Below are 14,378 nucleotides of genomic sequence, written 5' to 3'. Positions count from 1 at the left end.
ATACAGTTAATTAGTTGGTTACTAATCTATGTATATTTTCAAAATTTGACGAAAATAATGGGGCATAGCATTTATATTTATGTAATTATTAATAAACACCCCCAAAAATTTAGGGGGTGTTAATTAATTAATGTAAAAAAACCTTAAAATTATCATTTTGCTGTTTTGTTTTTACTCGATTTTGTGTTTATGTAGAAGAATTCACCCACAAAATTTGCCGAAAACGTCAGATTCTGATTTTCATATCAATATAGTAGTATGTTAAAAGTCACCTTTTTGGAAAAGAGTTCGAAAAAGTCATTGCTAATATGATAATTAGAAGCTTTTCAATTTCGGATTTTGTATTAAAAAAGGCATATTTTGAGAAATTATTAAATGTAAAAATCATTTAATTGATTATAGTGCAATCAATTTTAATATTATTTAGATTTATCAAAATTAAGTCGAAAAAAGGAAGAGTCATGAGGGAAAAGCAAGGGTTATATTCACCCGAATTTGAACATGAAAATTGCGGTGCTGGTTTTATTTGTAATCTAAAAGGAAAGAAATCTAATGACATTATACATAAGGCACTGGAAATTTTACAAAAATTAGAACACAGAGGTGCTGTAAGCAGTGATGGAAAGACCGGAGATGGGGCGGGAATATTAATAGACATTCCCCATGATTTTTTTGTGGAGAACTGTGACTTCGATCTACCTGCAGAAAGAGAGTATGCTATGGGAAATGTATTTCTTCCCAGAAAGGAAAATCAGCAAGCATATTGTAAAAAGATCTTTGAGGAGCAAATAAATAAAAAAGGACTAAAAGTATTAGGGTGGAGAGTGGTGCCGGTAGATGCAAGTCATTTGGGAGCAATAGCTGCAGATGTGGAGCCGGTAATAGAACAGATCTTTATAGGTAAACCAGATGCTGGTTTGGAAGACAGATTGTTTCAAATTAAATTATATAGTGCAAGAAAAATTACAGAACACACTATTCTAAAATCAAAATTATCTGAGCGGGCATTCTTTTACCTTCCAAGCTTATCTACTAAAACCTTAATATTTAAAGGACTTCTTATGCCCGAGGATATTAAGTTCTATTACAAGGATCTTTTAGATCCAAAAGTAGTTACTCGTTTGGCATTGGTACATCAACGGTTTTCAACAAATACATTTCCCACTTGGGATCTGGCTCAGCCGTTTCGCTACATGTGCCATAATGGTGAGATTAATACCTTAAGAGGAAATATTGCAAGAATGCGGAGTAGGGAAGAGTTGCTGAAAAGTGAACTTTTTGATGATGATTTAAAAGAGCTTTTTCCTATAATTTTAAGTGGAAAATCTGATTCTGCCTCTATGGATATGGTAGTGGAACTCTTATTAATGTCCGGTAGATCTTTGCCGGAAATAATGATGATGTTAGTGCCTGAAGCATGGGAGAAGCATCAGGAAATGAGCGAAGCTAAAAAAGCGTTTTACGAATTTAATAGCTGTATCATGGAGCCATGGGATGGACCAGCTTCAGTTCCATTTACAGATGGCGATTATATTGGAGCTGTATTAGATAGGAATGGGCTTAGGCCTTCCAGATATTCAGTTACTAAAGATGATTATGTAATTATGTCTTCAGAAACAGGAGTCCTTGATATAAAACCGGAAAATATTGCATTTCATGGAAGGTTGCAACCAGGAAGAATGTTTCTGGTAGATATGAATGAAGGGCGAATAATTAATGATGAAGAGATCAAAGAAAGGATAGCTACTCGAAAACCATATGGCAAATGGTTAGATGAAAATAGAATCCACCTTAAAGAAATACCATATAGAAATGAACCTTTAGAAATAGATCTAACACCTATACAATTACGTAAAAATGCCTTTGGTTATACCCAAGAAGATGTAAACACCATTATACTTCCCATGGCTGGAAGTGCAAAGGAGCCTATTGGTTCTATGGGAACAGATACCCCATTGGCGGTACTTTCTGAAAGGCCACAGCTTATATATAACTACTTTAAACAACTATTTGCACAAGTTACTAATCCGCCATTAGATGGGATCAGGGAGGAACTTATAACCGATCTTAGCTTAACCTTAGGTGGAGACACTAATTTAATGGAGATCTCTCCAGATTTCTGTAAAAAGATCCGAATTCACAATCCTGTGATATCTAAAGAAGATTTGGATAAGATCAAGAATTTTAATCATCCGGATTTTCAATCTACCGAAATTCCAATTTTATATAAAATTGATCAGGGACTAAACGGTTTGGAAGCAGCCTTGGAAGAAATGCTTACAACTGCAGCCAAAGTTATAGACCAAGGGAAGACCATCCTTATACTTTCCGATAGAGGTGTAGATGAAACGATGGCTCCAATTCCCGCATTATTAGCATGTTCATATTTAAATAGCGGCTTATTCAAACTAGGGAAACGTTCCAAAATGAGCTTTATAATAGAATCTGCAGAGCCTAGGGAAGTACATCATTTTGCACTATTATTTGGGTATGGAGCAAGTGCTATCAATCCTTACATGGTGAACGAGATCATTAAAGAACAAATTGATGAAGGAAATTTAAATGCTGTAGATTTTAAAGAAGCTGTAGAAAATTATAATAAGGCTGTAGGAAATGGGGTAGTAAAAGTGATGAACAAGATTGGGATCTCTACCCTTAATTCATATCGAGGGTCTCAATTATTTGAAGCCTTAGGATTGAATTCTCAACTTATAAATAAATATTTCCCAAATACTCCTAGCAGAATAGAGGGGATTGGCCTTTATGAAGTAGAAAAAGAAATAGCAAAAAGACATAAACACACCTTTAATGCAAAGCATATCTCTGGCGACCTGGATATGGAAATTGGGGGAGAATACAGATGGAGACGGAACGGGGAAAAACACATGTTTAACCCATTAACTATTGCAAAGCTTCAGGAATCGGTTAGAAATAATGACCCTGCGACCTACAAGGAATATGCTGCCTTGGTAAATGAGCAATCTAAACAGCTTATGACAATTCGGGGCTTGTTTGAGTTCTCCAATTACGATCCAATTCCTTTAGATGAGGTAGAGCCTTGGACAGAAATTGTAAAGCGTTTTAAAACTGGAGCAATGTCCTATGGTTCCATAAGTAAGGAAGCACATGAGAATTTAGCGATCGCTATGAATAGGATTGGTGGAAAAAGCAATAGTGGGGAAGGAGGAGAAGATGCAGATAGATTTTATAAAAACGCAAATGGAGATTGGCGTAATAGTGCTATAAAACAAGTAGCTTCCGGTCGTTTTGGAGTAACAAGTAACTATCTAACCAATGCTTCCGAGATTCAGATAAAAATGGCTCAAGGTGCTAAACCTGGAGAAGGTGGTCATTTGCCAGGTCCAAAAGTGAACAAGCAAATTGCGAAAACACGAAATAGCACTCCTTATGTGGGGCTTATTTCTCCACCCCCGCATCACGACATCTATTCCATAGAAGATTTAGCGCAATTGATCTATGATCTTAAATCGGCTAACCGGGAGGCCTTGATCAATGTAAAACTTGTTTCTGAAGTTGGAGTAGGAACTATTGCTGCGGGTGTGGCAAAAGCGAAAGCAGATGTAATCCTTATTTCCGGTTATGACGGCGGTACGGGAGCATCGCCTCTAACCTCATTACGGCATGCTGGTTTACCATGGGAATTAGGAATAGCAGAAGCTCAGCAAACATTAGTGCTTAATGATCTTAGAAGCAGAATAAAATTGGAATGTGATGGGCAGTTAAAAACTGGTCGAGATGTAGCAGTTGCCTGTCTTTTGGGTGCAGAAGAATTTGGGTTTGCAACCGCGCCTTTAGTGGCTTCGGGATGTGTGATGATGAGGGTTTGTCATTTAAATACCTGCCCGGTTGGAATTGCAACTCAAAACCCAGACTTAAGGAAGAAATTTGAAGGGAAGCCGGAGCATGTGGTGAATTACATGTATTTCATAGCAGAAGAACTCAGAGAAATCATGGCGCAATTGGGCTTTAGAACAGTAGATGAAATGGTTGGTCAGGTACATAAATTAGATAGACAAAAAGCCGTCGATCATTTTAAGTCTGCCGGAGTAGATCTTAGTCCCATTCTGCATAAAATAGAAGTTCCTGCAAATGTTTCAGTTTATAATACCGAAAAGCAAGATCATCGTTTAGAAAAATCAATAGATTTTGAAATTATAGAATTGGCTCATCCGGCCTTGTTCAGAAAAGAAAAAATGGTGTTGGAGCTTGAAATCCATAACACCGATAGAGCCGTGGGAGCTATTTTAAGTAATGAGATATCTAAAATATATGGGGAACAAGGCTTGCCAGACAACACCTTGAAGATCAATTTTAAGGGTTCGGCCGGGCAAAGTTTCGGGGCTTTTGCAACTAAAGGACTCAGTCTTAAAGTTGATGGAAATGCAAATGATTATGTGGGTAAAGGTCTTTCCGGAGCTCGTCTAATTGTAAAGATACCCGAGGAATCTACATTGAAAGCAGAAGATAATATCATTATAGGAAACGTTGCTTTATACGGAGCTGTTAGTGGAGAGGCTTATTTTAATGGGGTCGCAGGGGAACGTTTTTGCGTGAGAAATAGTGGAGCTCTCGCTGTGGCCGAAGGTATTGGAGATCATGGTTGTGAATACATGACGGGAGGAGTAGCTGTGATTTTAGGAGAGACAGGTAGGAATTTTGGTGCAGGAATGAGTGGAGGTTTAGCATTTGTTTTTGATGAGAAAAATTCATTCAAAAAGAATTGTCTTGCTAAAGATTTGAACCTTGAAGAAGTGAAAGAGGAAGAAGATAAGTTGCTTCTTAAAAAGTTGATCACCAATCATTACAATTACACACAAAGCAGGTTAGCTCAAAGGATCCTTGAAACTTGGGAGCAATGTCTGCCAAACTTTATCAAGATTTTGCCGGAAGAATATCGTTTGGCATTGATAAGGTTAGAAGAAGAAAAATTAATTGATTTAACAGAATAGGGAAAATGGGAAAGCCAACCGGATTTTTAGAATATGAAAGAAAGGTAGAAGCCTATGCTCCTGCCCAGGAGCGAGTGAAAGAATTCAAGGAGTTTACCATTCCTCTTGAAGAAAAGGAACTAAAAGATCAGGGCGCACGCTGCATGGATTGCGGTATTCCGTTTTGCCATAGCGGCTGTCCCTTGGGTAATTTGATTCCCGATTTTAATGATGCAGTTTACAAAGGTAAATGGGAAAGAGCGGCAAAAATATTGCATAGCACTAATAATTTTCCTGAATTTACAGGAAGATTGTGTCCGGCACCCTGTGAGGAAGCCTGTGTATTAAACATTAATGAAGATCCTGTAACTATCGAGAATATCGAAAAGAATATTGCAGAGCAGGCTTTTGAGAATGGATGGATACAGCCACAAGTTCCGGAAATAAGGACAGGTAAAAAAGTGGCTGTAATAGGATCTGGTCCTGCTGGTCTTGCCGCTGCACAGCAACTAAACCGGGCGGGACATTATATTACTGTTTTTGAAAGAGACGAAAAAGCAGGTGGATTGCTAAGATATGGGATTCCGGATTTTAAGATGGAAAAATCTGTGATAGACAGACGTCTGGAAGTATTGGAAGAAGAAGGAATAAAATTTGTTACTGGAGCACATGTAGGAAAAAATATATCAGTAGAAGAAATAAAATCCAATCACGATGCTATAGTACTTTGCGGAGGAGCAACTGTGAGCCGAGCATTACCAATTAAAGGAGCAGATTTAAAAGGAGTTTATCAGGCTATGGATTTCTTGCCTCAAAATAATAGGAGAGTGGATAATTTGCCATTTTTGGGAGAGGAAATTTCAGCACAAAACAAGAAAGTTGTTGTAATTGGAGGAGGAGATACTGGAAGTGATTGTGTAGGAACTTCTTTTAGGCAAGGAGCTGTAAGTGTTACCAACTTTGAGATCATGGAAAAGGCTGGCTTGGAAAGACCTAAGAATCAGCCTTGGCCATATTGGCCTATGAGGTTGAGGACTACCTCTTCTCATAAAGAAGGAGCAGAAAGACAATGGAGCATTTCTACTAAAGAGTTTTTAGGAGATAAGGACGGGAATTTAACTGGTTTAATTACAACAGAAGTAGAATGGACACATAAACTAGGGGAGCGGCCACAATTATCTGAAGTACCTGGAACTGAACAAAAATGGGATTGCGAGTTGGCACTATTAGCAATGGGTTTTACAGGAAGTGAAACCAATTTACCAGAGCAACTCGGATTAGAAATGGACGCGAGGAGTAATATTAAAGCCTCGATAGATAATTATATGAGCAATGTTCCCGGAATTTTTGTTGCGGGTGATTCAAGAAGAGGTCAATCCTTAATAGTTTGGGCAATTTCTGAAGGTAGAGAAGCTGCATACTATGTAGATAAATACCTAATGGGAGCCTCAAACTTACCTCTTAAAGGAGAGGGAGATCTTCCAAGGCGATAGTAATTTAAATAATAAAATTTTAGGAAGTACAATAAAGCCGAAATCATATCCAGATTTCGGCTTTATAATATTAAAAATAAAAGGATTATTCCTCGCTTTTCTTTTCTGAAGTTTTCTTTTTAGGCATTGGCCCACGCATGTGTATAACCAATCCATTTAGGAAGTTTCTTAAAAATTGATCTCCACATTCCACATATTTTGGATGATCTTCATTTCTAAAGATGGCGCCAAGCTCACTTTTGGTAACTTTAAAATCTACCAGTGCACAAATTTGTACTATATCGTCATCACGAAGTTTAAGTGCAACTCGTAATTTTTTAAACGTATCATTGTTAGTTAATCCCATAGCCACAAAAATAAGGATTTTAAAGAGAAGTCAGAAATTTTCTAATTTATAAAAATTGGGTGAAGCTTAAAGAGAACTTGAAGGGTTATCTACCTTATTTTTATTTAAGAATTTGGTCAATAATCGAAGTGAACATAGCCATTCCCGTGGGGATAATTTCATCTGGAAAATCGTAATCCGGATTGTGTAGCGCAGGAGAGTTCTCTCCAGCCCCTAAGCCAAACATAGCCGATTTGTAGTATTTTGAATACCAGCCAAAATCCTCTCCAAATTTATAAGGATATGGTTTTTCATTTATTTTTAAATTATTGATCTCAGCAGCTTTCTGGATTAAATCATTACAAAAAGGATCATTGGCAGAAGTCGGGAAATAATCGAACCATCCGGTTTCTATTCCTAAATTATATTGCTTGCAAATATTGTAAACAAGCTCATTAATAGCCAATTTTAACTTCGTCATATGTTCTTCGTCCCGAGTTCTTATGGTATAATGAAGCTCCCCAGAACCTGCTGAAACGCCATATGCTATCTGCCCCATTTTAATATGAATTGGAGTAAGCAGTGCGAAATCGGGTTTTTCAGGTTCTAAAATATTTAATCGCTTAAATTGTTTAATTATATCTGCAATGGCAAGCGCGGGGTTAATACCATTCTCTGGTTCGGAGGCATGAGCTTCTTTACCTTTAAATAAAATCCCCAGGCTCTGTACAGAGGAGGAGAAATTGTTCTGAACTCTAATTATGCTATTTAATGGTTCTCCTGGAATGTTATGCAAAGCAAAAACATAATCTGGTTGCAGTTCTTTAAATTTCTCATCTTCAATTACAGCCTTAGCTCCTTTGCCAGTTTCCTCTGCTGGTTGAAAAAGCAAGATGATTTTCCCTTTCTTATAGGATTGTTCTTTAATCCAATAGCTTAATCCTGCAACAATTGCCATATGCCCATCATGCCCACATTTATGGGAGACATTTTGTAATCCTGAACGATAGGAGAATAAATTTGATTCTTCAATTGGTAATGCATCTAGTTCGCAACGAATTAATATTACAGGCCCATCCTCATTAAATGAATAGATTGCTGCGAGACCATGGCCTCCAATGTCTTCAATTAATTTTGAAGGTGGATATAAGGATAGAAATTTTTTAATACGAACTGCTGTTTCTTTTTCTTCACCAGATATTTCAGGAAACTGATGCAATTCTTTTCTTAAAGCTTTTATTTTTTTCAGCATTGCAATTGTAGTGTTTTACGTGATTCCAAAGGCTTGCTAAATTACAGTTTTTAAGATACATTTCTTTCTTTGTAGCAATTAGTGTCCTTTAGTTATTTATCTTGATTTTTAGGTATTTACTAATAAATAAATTAAAATTTATTTAAGCTAAAGCATAATTTTCTAAGGGTTTAACATTAAGTATATTCGTGAGAATCTTTTCATTAAAATATAATACCACCCTAAAATATGAGAAATATATTAGTCCTCGGTGCCGGTAAATCAACCTCGGTACTTATATCATACTTATTAGAGAAATCTGTAAAAGAGAATATACAACTCACTATTGCCGACCTTGATATAGAACAAGCTTCAAAAATGTATGGCAATCACGAAAATTGCAATGTGATCTCTTTAGATATCACAGATAAAATTAGTAGAGAAAAAGCTATTGAACAGTCGGATATTGTGATATCCATGTTGCCTGCCAGATTTAATATAGAAGTTGCTAAAGATTGTATTTTACTGAAGAAATCCTTGGTGTCTGCATCTTATGTAACCAAAGAAATGATGGCGTTGGATAAAGAGGTAAAGGAAAATGGACTTGTTTTTATGAATGAAATGGGTTTAGATCCTGGAATTGATCATATGAGTGCAATGCAGGTTATAGACAGAATTAGAGACGATGGAGGTAAATTGTTGTTGTTCGAATCTTTCTGCGGAGGTTTAGTAGCGCCAGAAAGTGATACCAATCTTTGGAACTATAAATTTACATGGGAACCAAGAAATGTTGTGCTTTCCGGTCAATTTGGAGAGGCTTTATTTATTCAGGAAGGGAAATATAAATCTATTCCTTATAATAAACTCTTTAAGAGAACAGAATATATTCAAATAGATGGGCACGGCAAATTTGAAGCTTACGCCAATAGAAATTCCTTGGACTATCGAAGTATTTATGGATTAGAGGATATTCTAACCCTTTATAGAGGAACAATTAGAAGAGTTGGATTTAGCAGGGCTTGGGATATGTTTGTACAACTAGGGATGACCAGTGATTCTTATGAGTTGCCAGACACAAAAAACATGAGTTACCGTGAATTTGTAAATACTTTTCTTCCATATTCGGATACGGATTCTGTTGAAATAAAAATGCGACATAACCTAAAGATCGATCAGGACGATATCATGTGGGATAAATTGTTGGATTTAGACCTGTTTAATGATGAGAAGATTATAGGAATTGAAAATGCAACTCCCGCACAGGCGCTTCAAAAGATCTTATCTGATACCTGGACCCTTGCTGAAGATGATAAGGACATGATCGTAATGTATCACAGGTTTGGCTACGAATTAAACGGACAGAAAAAGCTAATTGAATCTTCTATGGTGAATATTGGAAAAGACCAAAGTCAAACTGCTATGGCAAAAACTGTTGGCTTGCCGGTAGCGATGGTAACTTTGGCCATTTTAAATGGAAACGTATCTACCAAAGGGGTGCAAATTCCTATTAGGAAAGAAGTATATGAGCCTATTTTGAAAGAAATGGAATCCTACGGAATTACATTTGAAGAAAAAGAATCGGAATATATAGGCTATAATTCTAAAGGGAGACTGGCTAATTAATTGAAATAATTCGTATAAATAATAATTTAAAAGGCTGCAGATATTATCTGCAGCCTTTTTTTAATTTCAGAATAAAGAGAAGAACTAATTCGATGCGATTTCTAAACTTTCGATTGCTTCCTCCTCATTAACCCAATCATCTTGTTTTGCTGTCCAGATCCCATAATTAATGGAAGCTGCAATAATTGAAATCACTGGGCTTAATAGTGCAAAAAAAGCAAACGGAACATAATCTATGGTTGCAACTCCAAGAGTAAGCGCAGCAAAAGCAGCATCTCCTGTCCATGGGACCATCATTCCAAACATAGTCCCACCATCTTCCAGACTTCTGGAGAGCACTCTGGAGGACACATTTTTCTTTCTATATAAAGGTAAAAATGCTTCGCCGGGCATTAAAATGGATAAATACTGACTATTACTAATCATTGTAGTAACCAAACAACTTGTAATTGTTATAAATACAAGAGAAACAGTATTAAAAACCAGTTTTTCTAGTCCGCTAATCAATGCACCAAGAATTCCTGTTTTAGCTATAATTTCCCCAAAAATAAGAGCGACAATTACGATGGAAATGGTATGCATCATATGTTCCATGCCACCCCTGTTTGCAAATAGTTTAGTGGTTAATTCACTTCCGAAGTCCAAGTCTAAGCCTTGTACCAAACTCATTAAAATAGTAGAAATATCAAACTGGTGTTGAAAAATTAATGCTACAATAATACTTATTACTGCTCCTAAACTGATAGCTATTACCGGCGGGATTTTTTTTACTGCCAGAACAATAGTAATCAAAGGCACCAGCAGCATAAATGGAGATATAAAAAAGTGTTCCTGAATGGAGATTTTAAGACTTTCAATTTGATCTATATGTATCCCGGAAAGATTGAAACCTCTGCTTAAGTAAGCATATATGAACAAAGCAATGATCCATGCCGGTAGAGTAGTGTAGACCATAGATTTAATATGGACAAACAATGGGGTATTTGTAGCTGCAGCAGCCATATTAGTGGTGTCTGAAAAAGGCGACATTTTATCTCCAAAAAGAGCACCAGATAATATCATTCCTGCGGTGAGAGGGAGAGAAATTCCCATTCCCTGTGCAATCCCGATCATTGCGACCCCTATAGTTCCAATACAGGCATAAGCACTGCCCGTAAAATAGGAGACAATGGAACAAGATATAAGGCCAACTACTAAAAAGTAATTAGGATCTATAATATCTAAACCATAATAAATAATTGTGGGGATAATTCCCGAGGCGATCCAACCACCAATTAAGCATCCAATGGCTAAAAGCATTACAACGACAAATGCACTTTTTCTAACTCCATCTAAAATGAAATCGTTGATATCTTCTAAAGTATATCCTAGAAAAAAACTAATTGTACTTATATAAACAATACATAAGAACAAGGTTACAATGGTTGGTAATTCCAAAACCATCATACAATAGCTCACAATTAAGGCCAAAATGAATATTATGACAAAACCTTTTATAAATGAAATATGTTTTTTTGGCATAATTTATTGGAAAATTAAATGATCTGATTTTCGATTATAAAAAATTGTAAAAAAGAAGGGGCTGTTTATTTAAACAGCCCCTTTTAACATGATATAAATTAAAAATTAAAATTGATAGTTTAAACCTACTCTAAAATTAGCACCTAATAAACCTTGTTGTTGTACTTCAGAAGAATGTGGGAATCTAGCTCCAGCTTCAGAAGTGAAAGTATTAGGATCTGTTAGCTCTGGATATACATCAAAGAGGTTATTTGCAACCCCAGTTATACTCAGTTTATCTGTGAAATTGTAAGTAAGAACAAAATCTGTGATCAATCTTGCTGGAAGTTCTTGATCGATCCCCTGAGGGCTCGCTTCAGGATGTCTGATCGTTACAGATCCAAAAACAGTATTATTCAATGCAATGTTCCATTTATTTAATTCCTTATTAAGTCCTAAGATCAATTTATATTTTGGTCTTGCATCTTCTATCAATGCTTTTTCCTCACGAGCAAAAATATTATACCCGTTTTCAGCTAATGCAGCAGGTGTAGTGATAGCGTCAATTTCAGTATTATTAAAATTGGCAGCAAAACTAGCACCGAATCCACCACTGTAGTTTTTATAATTTAAAACAATATCTGCTCCGGTAGTTGTTGTGTTTCCTGCATTCACGAAAAACTGTAAAGCTCTTACATTGTTGTCATCCAAAATTTGCTCTACAGGATTTCTTGTTTCATCATCACCATCAGATCCAATTTGAGAAGATAATAATACACGATCATCCACTTCTATTTGATAAAAATCTATAGATCCGTAGAAATTATTGCTGAATTTATAAGTTACACCAGCAGATAAGTTTCTGGAAGTTTCAGCAAATAAACTTTTTACACCTAAAGCTTGTACTGCAGGATTGTCGTTTGCCAAAGTTCCTTGTAAGAAAGGCTCGCTAATACCAGCAATAATAATGTATTGACTATTTGTTAAATAACGTTGATGTAATGTTGGTGCTCTAAAACCTGTACTATAAGAGGCTCTTACAGCTCCTTTTTCTCCTAATTTAAATCTACCATTCACTTTAAATGAAAAGTTATCTCCAAAATCTGAGTAATCTTCATATCTGGCTGCAGCACCTAATAAAAGTGCATCAGAAACATCATAATCTACAAGAGCAAAGGCAGCAAAATTGCTTCTGTCCCAACTTCCAGCTTCAGCAGGTTTTACCCCCGCAAAAGAATCTGATCCTCCTTTATAATAAGAAAAAGGATCTCCTTCAAAAGCATCGAAATATTCTTTCTTATATTCTAATCCCATTCCAACATTCACGTTTTCAACTAGAGATCCACCCACGTTGAAATTTCCGATCATATTTTGAAGCCTGTAGCCTCCTGGATGGAAAGTTGTTGGAGAGGTTCCGTTGTCTGCCAAATAATCCCTGTTTACAGAATTGTTTACAGTATAAGATACAGAGTTGGCTCCATAAGTAGCACTAGCATCTGCATTCCAGTTTTCTCCAAGATCATATTTAACTCCCATAACATTAATATGGTCATTAATTTTTGCCTCAAATGTTGGTTGATAACCTACAAAGTCTTCCGGACTTGTTAGAAATCCTGCATCTGCAACATCTCTTCTCCAGTATGGGGCTCTGTAATATGCGAAACTTTGACCTGTTCTAGTGGTATAACCATGAAAAGTGTAAAATTCTCCTTTTTCTCCAAGAGGATGGGACATATTAACAAATATGTCTGTTTTCTCCATAGCTGGTTGACCAACGTGCATTCCTAAATCTGGATTGTCTATTTGCCATTGAATTTCTTGAGGTCTTTCTGCTCCAGGATCATTAGTTCCAGGAGTTCCCGCTCTGTTGGTAGTGTTTTGCTTGTAATATCCTAAAGTAAGGTTTACATATCCACCATCTCCAAAATTAAATGCTGTGTTTAGATCTGAACCAAAAGTAAAACCATCTCCTTCAGAAGTGATTCCTGTAGTTGCTGTTACAGTAGTATATTCAACATTCTTTTTTAAGATCATGTTAATTACCCCACCAATAGCATCAGATCCATATTGTGCAGATGCACCATCTCTTAATACTTCTACACGCTCTATTGCAGCAGTAGGGATACTTTTTAAATCTACTCCAACTTCTCCTTTTCCTGGAGTTCTATTCAAGTAAACCTGTGCACTCTGATTTTTACGTTTTCCGTTTACCAGTACCAAAGTTCTACTTGGTCCTAATCCACGAAGATCTGCTGGATCGTAATGAGCAGTAGCATCCGAGATCGCTTGATTGGAAGAATTAAAAGATGGAACCTTGAACATTAGCATCTTATCTAATGTTGGTTTCCCACTTGTAGTTAATTCCTTAACCCCAAAGTTGTCTACTGGTACGGGAGAATCTAAGATCGTTCTTGGTTTTGTTCCCTGTCCTGTTACAACTATTTCATCCAGACCAAAACTATCTTGAGCTAAAGTCATTACAATATTAGTAGCTGCAGTGATCTCCTGTTTTTTAGTTTTAAAACCTATATAGGAACCTACTATTGTAGTAGGGAGCTTAGAAACATTGAATTCGAAATTTCCAACCTCATCTGTTGTAGTTCCATTGGTGGTTCCTTCTTCCATTACGGTAGCAAATGGTACACCTTCACCTTTTTCGTCAATTATTTTTCCTGTAACTGAAGTCTGTGCCCAGGATGCTATTGGGATACAGAAAATTAATAACAAGAAATTTAATTTTTTGATTGTTTTTTTCATAATTGTATTAATTGGTTGCGCCAAATATTAACAAAACCTTAAGGAAATGCAAATGTATTTTTTTTTGCGTACGCAATTAATAATTAATAACACTCCTTATTATTAACGGATAATTATATTTATTAATTAGTTAAAAAAATGTATTATAATTAAAATTATCTATAATTATTCGCTATTTATCTAATTGTAAGAATTATAATGATTAATTATCAAATTTGAAGGAATTTTAAGTCCTTAACAATAATTTATATTTATTATAAATTGATATTCAAGCTTTTAAAAGGCATTTGTTGAGGTAATTTAGATATAGTAAAATTTCAAGGTTCAAAGTGATTAAGAATCTTCAAACATTACTTCTCTAAGCATCTCTCTAATAAATATTAAAATAGAATTTATATACTAATGTAAATCCGATGACAGATCTTTTGTAATGAGGCTTCATAATTTACTGCGCTAAAAAAAAGTCATCCTGTAAAATATTTTTAAAGGTCTATGAATGC

General features: G+C 35.9%; 7 protein-coding genes. 3 read left to right on the top strand and 4 right to left on the bottom strand.

Annotated elements, in window-relative coordinates; genetic code table 11:
* Positions 1-461 precede the first annotated feature (461 nt).
* Positions 462-4,970, top strand: a complete 4,509-nt coding sequence (gene gltB / locus BC962_RS12230) for a glutamate synthase large subunit (protein WP_121346312.1) — start codon at positions 462-464, stop codon at positions 4,968-4,970.
* Positions 4,971-4,975: 5 nt separating this feature from the next.
* Positions 4,976-6,442 carry a glutamate synthase subunit beta gene (locus tag BC962_RS12225; RefSeq protein WP_121346311.1) on the top strand — a complete coding sequence of 489 codons (1,467 nt, stop codon included), beginning with the start codon at positions 4,976-4,978 and terminating at the stop codon, positions 6,440-6,442.
* Positions 6,443-6,527: 85 nt separating this feature from the next.
* Here BC962_RS12225 and BC962_RS12220 read toward each other — a convergent pair whose 3' ends face one another.
* The gene (locus tag BC962_RS12220; protein ID WP_121346310.1) at positions 6,528-6,788 is read right to left on the bottom strand and encodes a DUF1456 family protein; all 261 of its coding nucleotides are present in this window, start codon (positions 6,786-6,788) and stop codon (positions 6,528-6,530) included.
* A gap of 100 nt (positions 6,789-6,888) precedes the next feature.
* Entirely contained in the window at positions 6,889-8,019 is a 1,131-nt protein-coding gene (locus BC962_RS12215) for an amidohydrolase (RefSeq protein ID WP_121346309.1), read from the bottom strand.
* A 228-nt stretch (positions 8,020-8,247) separates the two neighbouring features.
* Here BC962_RS12215 and BC962_RS12210 point away from each other — a divergent pair, with 228 nt between their 5' ends.
* Positions 8,248-9,621, top strand: coding sequence for a saccharopine dehydrogenase family protein (locus BC962_RS12210; protein ID WP_121346308.1), 1,374 nt, complete (start codon positions 8,248-8,250; stop codon positions 9,619-9,621).
* An 84-nt stretch (positions 9,622-9,705) separates the two neighbouring features.
* On the opposite strand, the gene nhaC is transcribed toward BC962_RS12210, so the two are convergent.
* Together nhaC and BC962_RS12200 are read right to left on the bottom strand one after the other, a co-directional pair.
* Entirely contained in the window at positions 9,706-11,142 is a 1,437-nt protein-coding gene (gene nhaC / locus BC962_RS12205) for a Na+/H+ antiporter NhaC (RefSeq protein WP_121346307.1), read from the bottom strand.
* Positions 11,143-11,247: 105 nt separating this feature from the next.
* Positions 11,248-13,878, bottom strand: coding sequence for a TonB-dependent receptor (locus tag BC962_RS12200; protein ID WP_121346306.1), 2,631 nt, complete (start codon positions 13,876-13,878; stop codon positions 11,248-11,250).
* Positions 13,879-14,378 lie beyond the last annotated feature (500 nt).

This window comes from Gillisia mitskevichiae (assembly GCF_003634585.1).
In the GTDB taxonomy this organism is placed as follows: Bacteria; Bacteroidota; Bacteroidia; order Flavobacteriales; family Flavobacteriaceae; genus Gillisia; species Gillisia mitskevichiae.
The sequence above is the reverse complement of the archived record's forward strand: the minus strand, read 5'-3'. Positions and strand labels throughout refer to the sequence as shown.

Coding starts and splice junctions, on each gene's coding strand:
- BC962_RS12210 (WP_121346308.1), top strand. CDS start 8,248: ATGAGAAATATATTAGTCCTCGGTGCCGGTAAATCAACCTCGGTACTT.
- gltB (WP_121346312.1), top strand. CDS start 462: ATGAGGGAAAAGCAAGGGTTATATTCACCCGAATTTGAACATGAAAAT.
- BC962_RS12200 (WP_121346306.1), bottom strand. CDS start 13,878: ATGAAAAAAACAATCAAAAAATTAAATTTCTTGTTATTAATTTTCTGT.
- BC962_RS12215 (WP_121346309.1), bottom strand. CDS start 8,019: ATGCTGAAAAAAATAAAAGCTTTAAGAAAAGAATTGCATCAGTTTCCT.
- BC962_RS12220 (WP_121346310.1), bottom strand. CDS start 6,788: ATGGGATTAACTAACAATGATACGTTTAAAAAATTACGAGTTGCACTT.
- BC962_RS12225 (WP_121346311.1), top strand. CDS start 4,976: ATGGGAAAGCCAACCGGATTTTTAGAATATGAAAGAAAGGTAGAAGCC.
- nhaC (WP_121346307.1), bottom strand. CDS start 11,142: ATGCCAAAAAAACATATTTCATTTATAAAAGGTTTTGTCATAATATTC.